At 39.3% G+C, this 18160-nt stretch carries 18 protein-coding genes; 9 read left to right on the top strand and 9 right to left on the bottom strand.

Annotated features, from left to right (window positions below; all coding sequences use genetic code 11):
- Positions 1 to 614 precede the first annotated feature (614 nt).
- The 4 genes from FXW34_RS19965 to galE all read right to left on the bottom strand — a co-directional run bounded on the left by FXW34_RS19965 (position 615) and on the right by galE (position 4680).
- Entirely contained in the window at positions 615 to 755 is a 141-nt protein-coding gene (locus FXW34_RS19965; protein WP_187119046.1) for a FeoB-associated Cys-rich membrane protein, read from the bottom strand.
- Positions 752 to 2698: a ferrous iron transport protein B gene (gene feoB, locus FXW34_RS19960; protein WP_147535814.1), complete on the bottom strand. Its 1947-nt coding sequence runs from the start codon at positions 2696 to 2698 to the stop codon at positions 752 to 754. Before feoB ends, FXW34_RS19965 begins: the two co-directional genes overlap by 4 nt.
- Before the next feature lie 174 nt (positions 2699 to 2872).
- Positions 2873 to 3088, bottom strand: coding sequence for a FeoA family protein (locus FXW34_RS19955; RefSeq protein ID WP_147535813.1), 216 nt, complete (start codon positions 3086 to 3088; stop codon positions 2873 to 2875).
- 581 nt (positions 3089 to 3669) lie between these two features.
- Positions 3670 to 4680: a UDP-glucose 4-epimerase GalE gene (gene galE / locus FXW34_RS19945; protein WP_147535811.1), complete on the bottom strand. Its 1011-nt coding sequence runs from the start codon at positions 4678 to 4680 to the stop codon at positions 3670 to 3672.
- A gap of 184 nt (positions 4681 to 4864) precedes the next feature.
- On the opposite strand from galE, the gene FXW34_RS19940 reads away from it, so the two are divergent.
- The 3 genes from FXW34_RS19940 (at position 4865) to FXW34_RS19930 (ending at position 8644) form a co-directional block, all read left to right on the top strand.
- A complete protein-coding gene (locus FXW34_RS19940) occupies positions 4865 to 5773 on the top strand; it encodes a nuclease-related domain-containing protein (protein WP_147535810.1) in 909 nt (302 codons plus the stop codon).
- Positions 5774 to 6619: 846 nt separating this feature from the next.
- Positions 6620 to 7714, top strand: coding sequence for a putative glycoside hydrolase (locus tag FXW34_RS19935; protein ID WP_425457453.1), 1095 nt, complete (start codon positions 6620 to 6622; stop codon positions 7712 to 7714).
- Positions 7715 to 8050: 336 nt separating this feature from the next.
- Complete coding sequence (locus FXW34_RS19930; protein WP_147535809.1) at positions 8051 to 8644, top strand: DUF2238 domain-containing protein; 594 nt, start codon at positions 8051 to 8053, stop codon at positions 8642 to 8644.
- A gap of 78 nt (positions 8645 to 8722) precedes the next feature.
- Here the strand turns inward: FXW34_RS19930 and hprK are convergent, their stop codons facing one another.
- Positions 8723 to 9640 (bottom strand): HPr(Ser) kinase/phosphatase, encoded by a 918-nt coding sequence (gene hprK, locus FXW34_RS19925; RefSeq protein ID WP_147535808.1) that lies wholly within the window; start codon positions 9638 to 9640, stop codon positions 8723 to 8725.
- 245 nt (positions 9641 to 9885) lie between these two features.
- Here hprK and FXW34_RS19920 point away from each other — a divergent pair, with 245 nt between their 5' ends.
- From FXW34_RS19920 to FXW34_RS19910, 3 genes are all read left to right on the top strand, one after another.
- The gene (locus FXW34_RS19920; protein ID WP_342780882.1) at positions 9886 to 10263 is read left to right on the top strand and encodes a BC1872 family protein; all 378 of its coding nucleotides are present in this window, start codon (positions 9886 to 9888) and stop codon (positions 10261 to 10263) included.
- A 285-nt stretch (positions 10264 to 10548) separates the two neighbouring features.
- Positions 10549 to 11304: a YwaF family protein gene (locus FXW34_RS19915; RefSeq protein ID WP_147535807.1), complete on the top strand. Its 756-nt coding sequence runs from the start codon at positions 10549 to 10551 to the stop codon at positions 11302 to 11304.
- A 101-nt stretch (positions 11305 to 11405) separates the two neighbouring features.
- Complete coding sequence (locus FXW34_RS19910; RefSeq protein ID WP_147535806.1) at positions 11406 to 11663, top strand: DUF7662 domain-containing protein; 258 nt, start codon at positions 11406 to 11408, stop codon at positions 11661 to 11663.
- A gap of 323 nt (positions 11664 to 11986) precedes the next feature.
- Here FXW34_RS19910 and FXW34_RS19905 read toward each other — a convergent pair whose 3' ends face one another.
- The 3 genes from FXW34_RS19905 to FXW34_RS19900 form a co-directional block, all read right to left on the bottom strand.
- Positions 11987 to 12442: a hypothetical protein gene (locus tag FXW34_RS19905; RefSeq protein WP_147535805.1), complete on the bottom strand. Its 456-nt coding sequence runs from the start codon at positions 12440 to 12442 to the stop codon at positions 11987 to 11989.
- A gap of 608 nt (positions 12443 to 13050) precedes the next feature.
- Positions 13051 to 13200: a hypothetical protein gene (locus FXW34_RS23095; protein WP_187119045.1), complete on the bottom strand. Its 150-nt coding sequence runs from the start codon at positions 13198 to 13200 to the stop codon at positions 13051 to 13053.
- A gap of 11 nt (positions 13201 to 13211) precedes the next feature.
- On the bottom strand, positions 13212 to 13595 hold the full coding sequence (locus tag FXW34_RS19900; protein WP_147535804.1) for a hypothetical protein: 384 nt from the start codon (positions 13593 to 13595) through the stop codon (positions 13212 to 13214).
- A gap of 689 nt (positions 13596 to 14284) precedes the next feature.
- Between FXW34_RS19900 and FXW34_RS19895 the strand changes: the two genes are divergently transcribed.
- Positions 14285 to 15238 carry an HD-GYP domain-containing protein gene (locus tag FXW34_RS19895; protein ID WP_147535803.1) on the top strand — a complete coding sequence of 318 codons (954 nt, stop codon included), beginning with the start codon at positions 14285 to 14287 and terminating at the stop codon, positions 15236 to 15238.
- A gap of 128 nt (positions 15239 to 15366) precedes the next feature.
- On the opposite strand, the gene FXW34_RS19890 is transcribed toward FXW34_RS19895, so the two are convergent.
- Positions 15367 to 15618, bottom strand: coding sequence for a hypothetical protein (locus tag FXW34_RS19890; RefSeq protein WP_147535802.1), 252 nt, complete (start codon positions 15616 to 15618; stop codon positions 15367 to 15369).
- 249 nt (positions 15619 to 15867) lie between these two features.
- On the opposite strand from FXW34_RS19890, the gene FXW34_RS19885 reads away from it, so the two are divergent.
- Together FXW34_RS19885 and FXW34_RS19880 are read left to right on the top strand one after the other, a co-directional pair.
- Positions 15868 to 16212 (top strand): PilZ domain-containing protein, encoded by a 345-nt coding sequence (locus FXW34_RS19885; protein ID WP_187119044.1) that lies wholly within the window; start codon positions 15868 to 15870, stop codon positions 16210 to 16212.
- A 236-nt stretch (positions 16213 to 16448) separates the two neighbouring features.
- Positions 16449 to 18143 (top strand): hypothetical protein, encoded by a 1695-nt coding sequence (locus tag FXW34_RS19880; RefSeq protein WP_147535800.1) that lies wholly within the window; start codon positions 16449 to 16451, stop codon positions 18141 to 18143.
- The last annotated feature ends 17 nt before the right edge of the window (positions 18144 to 18160 follow it).

Here is an 18160-nt window from a genome sequence, read left to right as displayed (position 1 = left end):
CCTTTCATGAGTTCATTTCTCTTAAATCCCCATCTCCCTTTGAACTCATGAGCCCTTCATGAGTTCATTTCTCTTGAATCCTCATCTCCTTTTGAACTCATGAGCCTTTCATGAGTTCATTTCTCTTAAATCCCCATCTCCCTTTGAACTCATGAGCCCTTCATGAGTTCATTTCTCTTGAATCCTCATCTCCTTTTGAACTCATGAGCCTTTCATGAGTTCATTTCTCTTAAATCCCCATCTCCCTTTGAACTCATGAGCCTTTCATTAGACACTTCTTACTTAATTCAATCATGATATATTTCATGGTGACCTTTCATGAAACACTTCTTGCCTTTTTCAACCAAGGTTTGTTTCATTGAGACCTACCATGAAACACTTCTTGCCTTTTTCAACCAAGGTTTGTTTCATTGAGACCTTTCATGAAACACTTCTTGCATAATTCAATCATGATTTGTTTCATTGAGGTCTTTCATGAATCATTTCTTGCCTTTTTCATTCATGATTTGTTTCATTGAGACCTTTAATGCCCACAAAATATTAATCAAAAATAATACAAAAAGCAGGAGACGCTGAACGCCTCCTGCTTTTTACCAGTTTCTTCTATTTAATTATTAACTGCATTTCGTTTTGCTTGAGCAGCTTCCTGAGCTAGAACAATTACATTTCTTATTTTTCGCATCTGAGACGACTTTTCTTGTCGCAAAGATTAAAATTCCGGCAAAAATGACACCTACGACGATTGTTGCTGTCACGATAAATCAACTCCTAACTGGGTTCGTTTGAAATCAGCACGTTTGATAATGAAAACAAGGAATAAGGCCATTAGGACGGTAATCACGATTGCAGGCCCGAACCCAATACTAGGAGTGCCGTACACAATCAGTGAACCAACCTGGGAAATAATCAACGCAACCATATAGCCAACACCAAATTGGAACGCCAAGCCTCTAAATAGCCATTTCTTCGAGCCCATTTCCGAGTTCATCGCACCGATTGCCGCGAAGCAAGGTGGTGTAAATAAATTGAAAGCAAGATATGCTAATGCGGTAACTGGTGTGAAAAACTCAGTGATAACGCCACCAGGCATGTGTAACGCTTCTTCAGATGCAACTAACAAGACAGCGAACGTTGCGACAACGTTCTCCTTCGCAATGAATCCAGTTATTGCTGCTGCAGCCAATTGCCAGCCAACAAATCCAAGTGGGATTAACAATGGTGCAATGGTCGAGCCCATCGAAGCTAGAATACTTAAGCTTTGGTCTTCAACCGGCTTCAAGCTCCAGCTATAAGTGGATGCGAACCAAACTAATGTGTTGCAAACAAGGATAATTGTTGTTGCTTTAACAATGAACGCTTTTGCTTTATCAAACATTTGAATGAGTGCATTTTTTAAGCTTGGGATTTTGTATTCTGGCAGCTCCATAATGAACGATGAAGTACTATCCCAAACAAAGATTTTCTTTAATAACAATCCGCCTAGTAAAATCATCACAATCGCTAAAATATACATGCTTGGGCCAACCCAAGTATTTTCAGGGAAAAATACAGCTGCGAATAGCGCGATGATTGGTAGCTTCGCCCCACACGGAACAAATGGCGTCAGAATTGTTGTCATTCTTTTTTCATTAATATCTTCAATTGTTCTTGTTGCCATAACACCCGGAATTCCGCAGCCAGAACCAACGATCATTGGGATAATTGATTTTCCAGAAAGGCCAATCTTTTTGAAAAATCGATCCATGACCACGGCCACCCTCGCCATGTAACCAGAATCCTCTAATAGCGATAAGCAGAAAAACAACACCATGATGAGCGGTAAGAAGCCAATGACAGCGCCAGCCCCACCGATTGCCCCATCAACGATAACCGCCTGCAATAACGGGTCAACACCTAGGTTTTCAAAAAAGCTGTTCGCAGCATTCGGAACGATTTCTCCAAATAGTGTCTCGTTTAAGTAAGCTGAAAAATATCCGCCGACTCCTTCAATCGATAGAGAGAACACAGCCCACATAATTCCAAAGAAAATCGGTAATCCCAACCATTTGTGAGCAACAATGCGGTCTATTTTATCCGAAAGAGTGATTTGGTTCGCTACACGCACTTTGACAAGACATTTATTGACAATTTGATCAACCAGCTTTTGTCTGGCTGTATCTGTATCAATACTCGCTAATGACGGCGGTGCGATAAAGCTCTGCGCTTCTCCATGTTCAATTGCACTCGCTAGTAATTCCGGTAAGCCTTCCTCTAGCGTAGCGGCAACAGGAATGACAGGACAACTTAAGGCACTGCTTAACGCCGCAACATCAATTTTATCTCCTCGTTTGGAAACGATGTCATTTTTATTTAGTGCAATAACAACCGGAACCCCTAACTCAAGGAGCTGCGTTGTGAAAAATAAGCTTCGGCTTACATTTGCTCCATCTACAATATTTATAATGACATCTGGATCCTTTTCCTTAATGAAATCAGAGGTAATCGCTTCCTCTCCAGTAAAAGGAGAAATCGAGTATGCCCCTGGTAGATCAACGATAGTGATTTCGCGACCTTCGGGATTGTACTTTTTCTTCAGTCCTGCTTCTTTTGCTGATACCGTAACACCAGACCAGTTTCCTACCGCTTCTGATCTTCCTGTAATGGCATTGAATACCGTCGTTTTCCCGCAATTCGGATTGCCCGCCAAAGCGATTTTCATGATGCGCCTCTCCTCATTTCTACTATTTTGATGTTGTTTTGTTGATATTGAAAATCATTATCATTTATGTTGAAAATAAAAATATGCTACGATTCATAGCATATTATTGGTTTGGTAGATTACAGAGTCATGTTCATCTTAACATTAGCTTTAAAGTCTCATTGAATTGCAGAATTATGCTTGAATCAGGATTGATTTTGCCATATTTGCATCCAGTGCGTAGCGGCTATCTTTAATATTCACAACATAATTACCTGCTAGAATTGAAATAAGGGTGATTTCTTCGCCTTCATAGCAGCCTAAGGAAAATAGGAATTTCTTCATCTTGTCTTTTCCTTCAACGCTTTTAACCACAACTGTTTGGCCGATCTTTGCTTTTGATAAAATCATATTATTCACCTACTTTTATAATCTGTTTTCAAAAGCTTCTCTTATTGATAAAGATTATCATCACCAATACATTATTTCAATAAAATATCCGGTGAAAATTTTATGACTATTACGAATTTGACAACATCGTGACAAGAGTATGGGTATAACAACATGTACGAATTGCAATGCCTAGGGTAAAAATAACGTCGAACTTCTTTTTGAAAAATTATCCAAATTCCGACTGTTTCTCCTAGTAATTTTTGATATAAAAATATTAATTCGTTTTTGGGTTACGATGGGGGGATTTTGATGTATTTTGAGCTACTGCTTGATGCGTTATTTGGTCCACGGGAAGCGATTCACGAGGTAGAATGTTCAATATGCGGCTTTAATGAGGTTTATTATCGAGACACCAAATCAAAAGTTACGCTGGGCCGTGCCTGTCAACGTTGTAATTTTGTGCAGAAGTTTGACTCTACTTCAACTCAACATCGAAACCGGAACCGCCTATCATAACTGACTAGTTTTTTATCCGGCGCGGCGGTCTGCTTTATTTTTAAAAGAAAAAAGGAGGGCTCAAATTGACCCTCCTTTACTAATTATTCATAGCCATTTAGGTTGTTTGATTGCCATCTCCAGGAATCCACACACATTTCCTCGATTCCCTTTTCCGCGCTCCAACCCAACTCTTGCTTCGCCTTTTCCGGGTTCGCGTAACACTCGGCAACATCGCCAGGGCGGCGGTCGACGATTGCATATGGAATCGTTTTTCCAGATGCTTTTTCGAATGCTTTTACGACTTCAAGTACGCTATAGCCACGACCAGTTCCTAGATTATAGCTTTCAGCGCCTTTGTTTGTTACGATTTTCTCAAGGGCTTTAAGGTGGCCTTTAGCAAGGTCAACAACGTGAATATAATCTCTAACCCCTGTTCCATCAACTGTATTGTAATCACTGCCAAATACCTTAAGCTCCTGTAGCTTTCCTACCGCCACTTGAGTAATGAAAGGCATTAGATTGTTTGGAATTCCGTTCGGATCCTCGCCAATTCGGCCACTTTCATGCGCACCAATTGGATTGAAATAGCGCAATAAAGCGATACTCCAGTCATTGTCGGAAACATACAAATCGCGCAAGATCTCCTCAATCATTAGCTTCGTGCGGCCGTAAGGATTTGTTGCTCCTAATGGAAAACTTTCAGAAATCGGCACTTCTTCAGGCATTCCGTATACTGTCGCCGACGAGCTAAATACGAGATTCTTTACGTTATATTTGCTCATTACTTCACAAAGGACTAATGTTCCCGTGATATTGTTATGATAGTATTTGAGCGGAAGTGCCACAGACTCACCTACCGCCTTCAAGCCCGCAAAGTGGATGACGGCTTCGATTTGGTTTTCCTCAAATACCTTTTCAAGCCCCTCACGATCGAGCAAGTCCGTTTCGTAGAACTTGAATTCCTTGCCAGTTAGTTCCTTAACCCGCTTTAACGCCTCTGGCTTACTATTATCTAAATTATCTACTACTATTATTTCATAATCAGCGTTAAGCAGCTCCACACAAGTGTGGCTTCCGATATAGCCAGCTCCGCCTGTCACTAAAATCGCCAAGTTACTACCTCCCATCAAAATCTCACATACGATTATAACATTCTATGGCTAAGATTGGAAAGAAATGTCGGTCAGGGCTGATGGCCATGAGTTGTTTGTTGTCACACAATTCACACAATACTCGTACACCTATCTTTCTTTTTTTCTTTAAAATAAAGATAGAATCCCAGAAAGGAAGTGGAATATGCTATTAAACGAACGTGTTGAACGTACTGAATTAACGGTCCTTAAACTTTTGAATTTGCGAATGGAAATACCAGACGATGCAAAGCATCGCCTATCTATCCTCCAAAAAGGCTACGAAGGTGAATTGCGTTTTGATGAATCCTCGGCTTGGCTGGCTGAAAAATTCTTAATTCTGAGAGACTTGTTCCTCGACTATGACGGCAATAAATTTCAAATCGACACATTAATCATTACCCAAAAATGTATTGTTGTTTGCGAAGTAAAGTACTATCAAGGCAATTACTATTATGAAGATGGTGAATTTCGCAATATAACCACCAGGAAAAAAATCAAAAACCCCCTCCACCAATTGAGCCGATGTAAGACTCTTCTTTCCCAATTACTCCAAAAACACGGCTTCCATTTATCGATTGATGGAAATGTCATCTTTAATCATCCTGAATTCTTTTTATACGATGCTCCACAAGACAAACCCATTATTTATCTACCGCAATTAAATCAATATTTACACAATTTGAGTGGGCTGCCTTCCGTCCTAAATGATGGCCACCACCGCATAGCACAATTTCTTTTAGAGCGTCATATCGCGAATCCTCCCTTTGAATTGCCATTTTCATATGATTTTAATGGCATGAGAAAGGGGTTTTGCTGCGGACGTTGCGGGTCCTTTTTCGTGTCTTCGGGAGGACGGAACTTGGTTTGTAATAATTGCGGGTTTGAGGAAGAATTGGGAACTGCGGTTTTGCGATGTGTGGAGGAAATTCGCTTGCTATTTCCAGAGTTGAAAATCACGACTAAGTTGGTTTATGAGTGGTGTGGGGTGGAAGGTGGAAGGAAGAGGGTTATGAGAATTTTGAATAAACATTTCAAAAAAATGGGCTATGGAAAGCATGTTTATTTTATATAAGTAAACTCAACAATCAATTACTAGTATACTTTTCCTACTGTAGAGGTGGGGACAGCTTTAAGTGGATTTTGGCATATGGTTTCTATTGTTTTGGCTCACGGGCTTTCTATGTGCCATTTTCTATAATTATCTCTCGAGATTTGGCTCATAGAGGCCTTCTATGAGCCATTTTCTATAATTTTCCCCCGAGTTTTGGCTCATAGAGACTCTCTATGGGACACTTGGTTTGATTTTTGCTTTTGTTTTGGCTCATAGAGGCTTTCTATGAGCCATTTTCTATAATTATCCCTCGTGTTTTGGCTCATAGAGACTCTCTATGGGACACTTGGTTTGATTTTTGCTTTTGTTTTGGCTCATAGAGTCCTTCTATGAGCCATTTTCTATAATTTTCCCCCGAGTTTTGGCTCATAGAGACTCTCTTTGGGACACTTGGTTTGATTATTGCTTTTGTTTTGGCTCATAGAGGTCTTCTATGAGCCATTTTCTATAATTATCCCTCGTGTTTTGGCTCATAGAGACTCTCTTTGGGACACTTGGTTTGATTTTTGCATTTGTTTTGGTTCATAGAGGCCTTCTATGAGCCATTTTCTATAATTATCCCTCGTGTTTTGGCTCATAGAGACTCTCTTTGGGACACTTGGTTTGATTTTTGCTTTTGTTTTGGTTCATAGAGGCCTTCTATGAGCCATTTTCTATAATTATCCCTCGTGTTTTGGCTCATAAGGGATCCTTTTGAGAATCAACCATCCCCCCAAAAAAAATCGCAAACTTCTCCACTTCCACGAATGAACCCGCGCTCTTTTGCACATGATAATTGGAAATATATACTACTGGAGAGTGTGTTTTGTGAGAAAAAAGATATGGTTTCTATTTGCCATTTTTATTTTTACAGCAATGGTTCCAAAGGAGATACATGCCCAAAACGAGGCAACATCGGAGGAGCCAATTAGAGGGATTTACGTTCAAGCCAGCAACACAAAAGGGCCAAAGTTTACTCAATTGGTTAATCTCGTTAAGGATACTGAATTAAATGCGATGGTGATTGATATTAAGGATGATTGGGGCCATATTACCTTTGAGCCTTCGAAAATATCAGCCTATCATGCGAATAGCCATCCGTATATTACCAATCCAGAAGAGCTTATGAAAACCTTAGAAAAGCATAATATTTATCCGATTGCGCGGATTGTTGTTTTTAAAGACAGCGTGCTGTCGCAAAAGGAGCCGAGTTATTCGTTTAAAAAGGGGGATAACCTTTGGAAAAATAGTCGCGGTGATTCATTTACTAACCCCTTTCTGAAGGAGGTTTGGGATTATAATATTGGCATTGCGATTGAAGCAGCGAAGCTAGGCTTCAAGGAGATTCAATTCGATTATGTGAGGTTTCCAGAAAAATTTGAGCAGTTTGAGAGTGAACTTACATACTATAAACCGCACAGCACAGGAAACCAAGGTCAGCATAGAATTGACGCCGTGACAGAATTTGTGAAGATGGCAAAAAAACGATTAGAGCCTTATGATGTCAAAATGTCCGTTGATACGTTTGGAAATACGACAGTGATTGAAAAGGCACCAGGAATTGGTCAAGACTTCCTAAAAATCTCCAAGAACATCGATATTATTTCGTCGATGATTTATCCTAGTCATTGGTCCGGGATTTTCGGGCTCCAAAAGCCGGATCTTGAGCCTTACAAGCTTGTTCATGAATACGCGCGCGTTGAAAAGGAAAAATTAAGCAAATTAAAACATCCGCCGAAATCGCGACCTTGGCTGCAGGATTTCACCGCCCCGTGGCTTGGTAAAGGAAATTACCTGATTTATGGGAAGAAGGAAGTTGAGGACCAGATTCGCGCACTTCATGACCAGGGAATTCACGAATATTTACTTTGGAATAGTAAAAACGTGTACACTCCGGGGGTGGATTACACGCCATTTAAATGAAGCTGGAAATCCAGCACCACCACCCAACTTAAATAGAGCCAGACGCATTCCGTTGATTATGGTGGAGCCTGGCTCTATCTTTATTTTTCAAATTCTACAACTCTCCCACTTATTTCGACTAATTTCCCGGGAAACCCGTTTCAATCAAAGGTTTGATTAAACTCAAGTAAAGCCTTATCCTTCAAGCTTTTATTAAAAATAGTAATGAGAGTTTGTCGATTTTCAACCAATAATAAGTTAATAAGAGCGGAAAGCCACACCACATCTTATAATAAAAATATAGATAAGCGGAAAAATACGGTTATTATGACGACAATAAAAATAGGTGGTGACATGATGAATCACAATCGAAAGCTCGTTATCGGACTTTGCTTGCTATACGTTTTATTTATGGGATCGGTTGCTATTTTTTATTTTATGAGGGATGAATCGTTCAAGGCTGTTGTTGCAGCTAGTGGGGTTGGTTGCGGTGCCATACCACTTTTATTGGCTTTTTTCACAAAGCTTAAATTTAATATGCCATTAATTGTTTCCTACTTGATATTCTTGGTTGGCTCGCAATATTTGGGCTCGATTTTAGGCTGGTATGGCAATGGCTGGTGGGATACATTCATGCATTTAATTAGCGGGGCGATTCTTGGTTTTGCCGGGGTTGCTTTGTATGAACGCCTCATCCATCGCGAAGCTGACAAGCATATTTCCCCTTGGTTTGTATTTATTTTTGTCATAGCCTTCGCAGTATTAGGCGGGGTAGTTTGGGAAATATACGAATTTAGTTCTGATGAATTTTTCAATCAAACGCTACAAGGCGGTGGCAATCGCGATACGATGATTGATTTGATTGCCGATAGTGGCGGCGGACTGCTTGTTGCCATGTGGTCGGCGATTCGGACGAAAATAAAATTAAAAAAGACAGTGCCCGCCTATTAAAGGAGTTTAGACATGATGAATAACGTAATAATTAGGCAGCTGCCCCTCTGGGACAGCTGCCTTCCATATTTCACAAATTTAATTTTCTTCTGATTCAAGGCGTTTCATAAATTCATCAGCTGCGCTGTAGCCCTGCTGCTTTAAATAAAAATTATTGGCGGCAGCTTCGATTAAGCCAACGACGTCACGTCCAGCCTGGAGCTGGATTTCGATGCGGGGAATTTGAACACCCATGTATTCCGACATTTTTGCTTCTACTTCAAGGTCGTTATTTAAGCTATTTTTTTCCCAAGTGGTTAGCTCGATATCGAGGGCGATACGCGTTTCCTCTTGATAGGCCTTGCGTCCGTACATCCGTGCGACGTTTAATAAGCCGATGCTGCGCAGTGCAAGAAATTCGCGATTTGTTCCGTTATGCGTTCCAAGTAATGTTTGCGGACTCAGCTTTTTTAAGACAACGATATCGTCAGCGACAAGGCGATGGCCTCGTCCTATTAGCGTGTGAGCGGTTTCACTTTTGCCGATGCCTGATTTACCGCGCAGTAAAATCCCCATCCCAAACACATTGAGACAAACCCCATGAATCGCAATTTCTGGTGCGAGCGCTTTAACTAAATAGGCATCAAGTTTGGAAGCGAATTCATAAGTAGGTTCACAAGTAAAAAGTAAAGGAATTCCTTCCTTCTCACAAAATTCCCTCATATAAAAAAGGCGATCCTCTTGATGGTCAGTAACGATAAAGCATGGTGGATGATATTTGACGATATTGCTAACGCGCATGCGGCGTTCTTCCTTTGTCAAAGTGTATAAATATGTAATTTCATTTTTACCCAAAATTTGCACTTGTTCCATCGGAAAAAAGTCGAAGAAACCGATGAATTCTAAACCAGGTCTGTGCGATTGAGTTTTGGTAACTTTTCGGCCTAAATGACTTTCCCCTGCTAACACCTTCAATGAAAACCGTTGAGCTAAATCTTCAATTGTAATAGTTTTCAATGTGTTCACTCCCCAATGTTACTACTCTTATTATTTTATCACGAGGATGACTTAATTTTCTCAAAATACAGTTAAAAAAGCTTCATTTTTGCTCACAGAAAAATTATTTTTATTTTTTTAAAAAAATTTTCAAAAAATTGTGGTCAGTTTCGCGAACGTGTTATATAATAAACAACAATTAGTAAACTGTTATACAACATAAACGTTTTTGGTGAATATAGTATTAAAGCCTTTGGTGATGTGATTTGTTAGAACAATGGGATGGGGAAAATAAAACTTTTTACAAAGGGGTAAATAAAATGAACAAAACAGATTCTATTGCTAGAAGAATTTTTGGCTGGAAATTAAACAGATGGGATCGCTGGTATGACTACGAAAATAATCAATTCATTCATGATTCAGAATTTCAGCCCGAAGAGAACCACGATCATGCCATGTTAATTGTAAAAAAATTAGAAGAGTATGGATTCCAATATAAAACAAATGGTGTTTCTGAAGCTTGCTTTAACGATGTTCGTGCTACTGGTGATTCACTGCCACAGGCCATTACAAATGCCGCTTACAACCTTATTGAGCAAACGTCCATTGCCCAAAGCTCTAGACTTTGGCAAAAAATGTGCTAGGTACCTGACTGAACCGTTCGATGTTTCTTTATCAACATGAAATTGCTTATCATCACTGTCTTAAGCCCAATAACCAAAAAGTCGTAAATAAAGTTTATAAAGCATTAAAGTCATAATTAATACTTTTAATAATTAGGAACAACCCAAATAACCTAATACCCTATAGCTAATCCCCATCTTCCCAAAGGATGGGGATTATTTTATGCGAAATTCAATCAAATCCGACCTCACTTTTTTGTTCTAGGCCGAGCACATAATGCTAAAATAGAGTTAGGGGTGATGATAATGGGATGGTTTGGCGGCAGTTCTCAGCCTTTTCGCTTCGAAATGTATTCTGCAAGTCATTTATTTGTCATGCTCACCTTTATATTAGTATCGTTATTCATTTTTATTTTTCAAGACAGGCTGAGGGAATCTCTCACTAAAGCATGGGAATATGCAGTTGCCTCTAGCTTGGTTTTGATTGAAGTAACCTATCATGTTTGGATGTATGTGAATGGAAACTGGGATGCCAGTCATTCGGTCCAACTTGAACTTTGTAGCATTAGCCTCGTGTTAACCGTTATTTTGCTGATTCGAAAATCAAGACATATATACGAGCTGGTCTTTTTTACAGCCATTCTTGGCTGCACCCAGTCCATCTTCTTCCCTTCACTCCATTACGATTTTCCGCATTTTCGCTACTTTCACTTTTTCTATACTCATTTAATGATTGTTTGGGTCGCGTTTTATTTCACTTGGGTAAAGGGATACCGACCGACTTTTTGGTCGACAGTAAAGCTATTTTTATTTTTGAACCTCCTAATGCCGTTCATTATGCTGGTCAATGCTCTGACGGGCGGCAACTATTGGTACCTTAGCGGCAAACCCAATCATTTCAGCCTGCTGGATTATCTAGGTCCCTATCCGTGGTACATTCTTTCCATGGAAGTACTCGTGATTATTTTGAGTCAGGTTGCTTGGTTAATTTTCCGAAAAAAGAAAGCAGGCCCTGCGACTCGATCCGAGGGAAGTTCTCCTAATCAAGATCAAACCGTCTAATCCGTTCGCCACAACCTCACAAAGTACGTATACATATTGAAAAATCCGGCAAAACCATTAGTAAAAAAATCCTCGTGCTTGTGAGGAGTTAGGAGCAAAAGATGATCAGTAGCGCAGTCGCAGATTGTTATCTACCATTACAAATATATTTAACTAGACAAACAGACCCCACTATATTTCTGTCCTTTCAACAAATCGAAATCATCCTTGGAGATGCTTTACCTGAAGCTGCCTACAAGTATCATTGTTGGTGGGTAAACAGTCGGATTAATGGATCGCATGCAGCCGGTTGGGTTACAGCAGGCTTTGAGGTTTGTGATGTGCGAATTGGGGATTATGTGGAGTTTCGAAAAATATAAAGGAATGGTTTTTGTTTTTATCAATACAAAAAAATAAGCCGGCCCATGGCCAGCTATGTAATAGAGAGGTTTTATAGATTTTACAGCAAAAGGTGGTACTGAGCTTAACACTTCATTAGTGCTAAGGGCGAAAATCGAGGGTCCTATTATTATCGATTTTCAAATGCCAGGGTTTTCCGACCCTGATATATTAAGATTATTGTTAATTAGATGATTGAAGAACTTTGTTTTGTTCTTCTTGAGTTAATAATACAAAGTTCGTATGGAGAACTTATGAGGAACTTATGTGGAAGTTGTGAAGATTTTTATTTTCGGCTTCATTCTTAGGATTTCGCTGTTTCTTTTATCGGAATCGTGATGTCAGTTTCACTTGGGCGTTCTTTTTGTACAGCAAGGACGGGTGAAACAAATAATGTAAATAAGTTAAAAAAGTTTTGAATGCCGGCTTTGATGATAGTTGTAATGATGTTTTGGCGCTTGACGTCTTGTAAATCCTCAGACAACAATATGGTCGTCCGCTTCGTATCACCAATTCTTTCAATTCTTTCACAGAGATATAGTACTTTTTTCAATAGGAACGGCTCCTCCATCGAAAAATCATGGTGAATGACCCATACACCTTTCTTAATTTCAACGAACATCATGCTCACACAAATTCTATTTTGATATAAGAATTTCGCAGTCAGTACTCCGCCAAATTCATTATGAAATCTATTTTCTTCTATTAAATGTCCAATTTCTTTCTCAAAAATAGCGACTAATAACTCATAATATCTCATGTGTGCTATCCCCTTAATTAAATCTAGTGACTTATAAAACGTATACCTATAATAATTTTACAATTTTCTGAATTAATTGTAAATTATTCCAACTCCTTTTAGTGGCATTTATTTTCTGAATCAGGTTTGTTTCGTTGCCAATAAATATATTGTTTTATTAAAATAACTTATCATTAAAATTATTCCAAATTTTTAGCAAACTATATTGCTATCTTTATTATTTAGCAGTAAACTAATTTTGGCATTAATCTGATAAAAAAACTGGTAATTAGAACAATTACCCTTTAAATAGAATGAACTACATTAATGGAGCTAGGTAGATTGTAAAGGGGGGGAGCTTACTTGAAGCTTGGTGCAATTATATGTTTTTTACAAAAGAAACATAAAATCGACTATTATTCTGGTAAATGTGTAAGATGCGGAAAGACGAGACGGTCGATTAAGAATGACGAACAAATTGGCAAAAGTGGTACAGAAAATTAGAATACCATTGTGGCAATATACATAAGACCGAGAGCTGACCACTGGCCAGCTTTTTTTATGTTTAAATGAATTGTTGGTAGGATTTTTGGTTTTGGCTAGCTGAGGTTTGTTATGTATGCGCTTTATTAAAAGACCGAGTTATGAAGGTTTTGCTCTTCAGATATGCTTCGGTATTGTTCAACTTTCGATCTAAGCTCTGCTTGAGGTTGATTTTTCCCTAAAAGTTTTACGATGATATCTTCAATTATGTAACAAATTTTCCGATAAACTCCCATTCCAATTACCCCTAACTTATCATTTTTCTAGCCACATAAAATCGGCGACACAACCAGACGAAAAATAGCAACCCGGCGCCAATGTTGGCGATTTTTAAGTTACTTTCTTTTCTTAACTTGTATTCTTGATAGCCTTTTTTGTAAGATGTTTTGAAAACTTTTTCTGATCTTTCAAATTTAGTTGGAAGCTTATACTCCGCTCCACTTTTCCCGAGCTCATAACCTGCATGTGCAATTCGATTTACATGTTGTTCCTTTGATTGAGGTTGTAAACCTTTAGTATGTGTATGTTCTGCCATAGGAACGGTTCTACTTAGATTTGCTTGGACGGACATATTTAAAGTAAAAAGAAATATGATTGTCAATATTGCCAACCCAGTTACCCGTTTTTTCAAAACCTTACAACTCCTTTGCCAGTAATACTGAAGACTGACTGACCTAGTCTTCACGGAGTTAGATGCACAGCTTTAATCTACTTTGTTCGATTAATCACAAAGTGCTACATTAATGTTCGTTTTTGATTATACAACAATGTTTAGAGGTTCTCAATAAAGAACTTTTTATTATTGTTTATTTGAGTAAATACGCCTAGATTAGGTTTGAATATGGGACTTTGAATATGGGACTTAATATGGGTTTGGGGAATAAAAAAATAAGCCAACCCGATGGTCAGCTTTCAAAAAGAGAGATTTATTTTAGAAAGGTTTAAAACTTAAGCTTAACGAGTAAAACTTCTTAGTGTTAACGTTTAGCACTAAGGTGGAAAATCGAGGGTCCTGTTAGTATCGACTTTCCTGGCAAGGGTTTTCCGACCCTGCTATAAGTAAATGATTGTTAAAAAAGTGATGAAGAGCCGGTGTTGCGTTGCGTTTCAAAACCCTGTGTTCTTCTTGTCTTAATAATACTAATCTCGTATGAAGAACTTATGAGGAACTTGTGTGGAAGTTATGAAGATTTCTTCGACAAAATTCGGGTGGTGACAGGCACCTTTTCTTGAAAACTGAGACTTTTTCAACTGCAAAAATAGATTCAATACATTATCCTGTTTATAATATTTGAAATATAAACAACAGAGGTGTTCATCATGGCCGACTACAATTCCCCTACCCCAAAGTTATTTAAGCTGCTCCGTTACCTTTTGTTTATATTGATTATCGCTGTACCACTCATTACGTATTGGAATCCTGAATACAGCTCCCTCTATATCTTCACCTTTGTCACCTTGGGGATTAGCCTATGGAACTATCCTGGTTGGTATGTACTGGTCGCTAGCTGCCTTGGATTGAGCGTACAAATATTCATTTTAGGAAATCCCGAAAGTACAACAGCCTTATTTGTTAATTTATTAATCTATGTATCGATTACCTTCTTTGCCTATACCATTACAAAACAATTCTTGCATATTCAAAAATTAAAAAACGATTTAGTCACCGCCCTATCGAATTCGCTCGGTTCAAGGGACACTTATACTGGCCAACATTCAGAAAATGTTGCCAAGTATGCATTAATGATTGCCAAAAAACTCAAATTCTCAAAGGAAGAGTGCAATGCTATTTATATCGGCGGGTTGCTGCATGATATCGGGAAAATCGGTATTTCCGAAACCATTCTGAAAAAACCAACAAAGTTAACACTAGAAGAGTTTGAGCAGATTAAACTGCACCCTGAGCTTGGTTATAACATGATTATGCACATTTCTTCGTTTGCGGAGCTTGGGGTTTTAGAGATGGTTCGCTACCACCATGAGCGATTTGATGGAAAAGGTTATCCAGCAGGCCTTAAGGGTGAGGAAATCCCCTTGGCAGCCAGAATCCTTTGTGTTGCAGATTCGTTTGACGCAATGACGAGCAAGCGCACCTATAGGAATGCGCTTGACTTAAGTTACGCAAAGGCGGAAATTGCCGACAATCGCTGTACTCAATTTGACCCGTACATCACTGATATCTTTTTAGAAATCCTTGAAAATGAAGGTCAATCAATATTAAAGCGACTTCCCCGGGCGAAATTTCTTCGCTCATTTGAGAATAAATTGAATTAAAAAATGAGTTGTATTGATATATGTGTTGATTTAGTTGAATGTAAAAAAATCAGCATTCTCCCAAATGTTTTTTGAAAACCGGGAAATGCTGATTTTTCATTCGACAAAATTCGGGTGGTGACAGGCACCTATAAGAAAAATAGAAGTAACGAGAATAGTCCGATGATAAATAGGACGAATATATATCCAATCCCGCAAACTATAGTAATGACCCAACCCCATGCTGTTCTTCCAGTTTTAATGAGATAAATCCCTAAGGCAATCGCGCTAAAAATGAAGCCAAGTACACCCCAAAGAATCGGATTTTTTCCAAACTTTGGTGCATCAATTACTAAGAAAACAACTATGGCAATGTTTATAGCTAAAGTAATAAATTCCATAATATCAACTCCCCCTTATATTGATTTTTTTGAATTATTTTACAGTTAAAGTATATCAAACCTAACTTTCCAAGTAGTACAACTTTTAGCACAATTATTCTTCATTATGTTCTCTCATCTTCTAATTATTATTAAGAAAAAGCGGACAGTATCCATGGTAATTTCATTTTTCTATGCATTTGTTCGTCGCTGATTTATTTACATAAAAATGATATAATATTTCAAAATAACGTCGAGAGGAGTATTCGCGTGACTAGTCGAAGGGAATTCGATCGGTTAAACATCACAAATGGGATCCAGGCTACATTAGAACTGGAGACGCATTCATATCATACTGATTTCCATATACGAAACGAAGCAGGCATACTAGTAATCGATATAAGTGCTGGGGGCTTGCGGTTTGTGAGTAAGCTCGACTTTCCTGTAAATTACATCGCAATTTATAAAATCAATATAAACATCGATGGAAAAGACCTCGTCCTGTTTGGAAAAATCATTAGGAAAAGAAAAATAGCAAACGAAGCATTTGAATATGGTTTGAAGTTTGATTTCAACTACGTCGGAAATCGTGCTTTATATGGAAGTAAAATATAAAAACACCTACTAAACCTCGAGAGTATAGGTGTTTTTTATTTTCTCCTCGTAAACATGATGATTATACATAACCTCCCCCCCCTATTCATCACCATTAATCCCCATCCCGTGAAACACACCCGTGAAACAAGATTTTTCGGGCGGTGACAGGCACCCATTAATTTGTAATATCTTTAGGTTTCTTCTATATACATATAGATATATTTCCGTTGTTTAATGAATAGGAGGGATTTGCGTTGAGTCTTGGTAATAAAATAATCTCCTTATTTGTGGGTTATTCGTTTTGCCTATTTCTTGGAGCCTACAACGACTTTTTCCTCTCTCTTTATATGCCTGTATTAATAGCCATTGCATTAGTCCCTTTCCTAATCAAATTCCCTAAAAATATCTGGCTGCACTTCATCATTTCAATAGCCACCGCCATTCCTATCAGTATTTTATTAGTGAAGCTAGTCCCAGCCAATGTTCTCATCGACTTCAATCTTGGCTTATTCTCATTATCGAGACTAGAGACAACAACCATTCTCGTCAGCATGCTACTAGCCAAGCTGCCATATTTCGGACTCAGCTGGTTACGTGGTGTTGCGCAGAACGCTCTATTTGCTGCATCATTTTTACTACTTTCTACTCACTTATGGGTAGAGTCCGCACCTGATGGCTTCGGCTTCATTATTTACTTTGTAATCCCGTTTCTATTGCCAATTGTCTACCATACAGCTGTCAAAAACATTAAGCCCTTCCGAATTCTCGCAATCACCATCCTAAGTTATACCGCACTAGTTGGCTTGGATTTCTATTTCGTCACAGAAGCAAAGGGAAATTCCTCAATTCTCGAAGGAACTTACCCGGGCTTCCTAATCATCGACTATCTCGTCCCTGTCACATTTGTCATCACGCTACTATTCGGCTACAACCCCTATCCATGGAAACTCCCTTCTTTTCGGAAAAATAAAGATTGTTCTGCGGCAGCGGAAACAATCCAAGCTGGAAAAGGAGAGGATGGTTTCGGTGTAGCTGGAGATACGTCTCCTGAAGTAAGTGGAGAATTAACTGACGAGTTGGTTGATAATGCACCTGATGAAGTTGCTGAAGAGGTTGCTGATGAGGTTGCTGATGAGATGAACGGAGAGGTATGCTCAGAACTTGCTGGCGAGGCGAAGTACGAGGTATGCTCAGAACTTGCTGGCGTAGCGAAGGATGAGGTATGCTCAGAACTTGCTGACGAGGTGATCGGGGACTCATATGCACAATTTCCCATTGAGGCGAAGAGCATAGTTTGTGCAGAACTTCCTGGCGAGACGAAGTGCGAGGTTTGCTCAGAACTTGCTGGCGGAGCGAAGGATGAGGTTTGCTCAGAACTTGCTGGCGAGGCGATCGGGGACTCATATGCACAATTCCCCAGTGAAGCGAAGAGCTTAGTTTGCTCAGAACTTGCTGGCGAGGCGAAGTGCGAGGTTTGCTCTGAACTTGCCGACGAGACGATCGGGGACTCATATGCACAATTTCCCATTGAGGCGAAGAGCATAGTTTGTGCAGAACTTCCTGGCGAGACGAAGTGCGAGGTATGCTCAGAACTTGCTGACGAGGTGATCGGGGACTCATATGCACAATTTCCCATTGAGGCGAAGAGCATAGTTTGTGCAGAACTTCCTGGCGAGACGAAGTGCGAGGTTTGCTCAGAAACTGCTGGCGAGGCGATTGGGGACTCATATGCACAATTTCCCAGTGAGGCGAAGAGCTTAGTTTGTGCAGAACTTCCTGGTGAGACGAAGTGCGAGGTTTGCTCAGAACTTGCTGGCGAGGTGAAGGATGAGGTTTGCTCAGAACTTGCTGGCGAGGCAAAGAGCGAAATTGACGTTTTACCGGAAATAACAACAACTGAAATGGCCCTAAAACTAGAAGAAAATGACCTTCCATCTCCACAGAGATAAAAGGTCATTGCCAATCT

Source organism: Bacillus marasmi, assembly GCF_902168435.1.
In the GTDB taxonomy this organism is placed as follows: domain Bacteria; phylum Bacillota; class Bacilli; order Bacillales; family Cytobacillaceae; genus Bacillus_BU; species Bacillus_BU marasmi.
This window is presented reverse-complemented; position numbering and strand designations above follow the sequence as displayed.

Coding starts and splice junctions, on each gene's coding strand:
- FXW34_RS19895 (WP_147535803.1), top strand. CDS start 14,285: ATGGCCGACTACAATTCCCCTACCCCAAAGTTATTTAAGCTGCTCCGT.
- FXW34_RS19930 (WP_147535809.1), top strand. CDS start 8,051: ATGAATCACAATCGAAAGCTCGTTATCGGACTTTGCTTGCTATACGTT.
- FXW34_RS23095 (WP_187119045.1), bottom strand. CDS start 13,200: ATGGGAGTTTATCGGAAAATTTGTTACATAATTGAAGATATCATCGTA.
- FXW34_RS19905 (WP_147535805.1), bottom strand. CDS start 12,442: ATGAGATATTATGAGTTATTAGTCGCTATTTTTGAGAAAGAAATTGGA.
- feoB (WP_147535814.1), bottom strand. CDS start 2,698: ATGAAAATCGCTTTGGCGGGCAATCCGAATTGCGGGAAAACGACGGTA.
- FXW34_RS19890 (WP_147535802.1), bottom strand. CDS start 15,618: ATGGAATTTATTACTTTAGCTATAAACATTGCCATAGTTGTTTTCTTA.
- FXW34_RS19915 (WP_147535807.1), top strand. CDS start 10,549: ATGGGATGGTTTGGCGGCAGTTCTCAGCCTTTTCGCTTCGAAATGTAT.
- FXW34_RS19940 (WP_147535810.1), top strand. CDS start 4,865: ATGCTATTAAACGAACGTGTTGAACGTACTGAATTAACGGTCCTTAAA.
- FXW34_RS19955 (WP_147535813.1), bottom strand. CDS start 3,088: ATGATTTTATCAAAAGCAAAGATCGGCCAAACAGTTGTGGTTAAAAGC.
- FXW34_RS19910 (WP_147535806.1), top strand. CDS start 11,406: ATGATCAGTAGCGCAGTCGCAGATTGTTATCTACCATTACAAATATAT.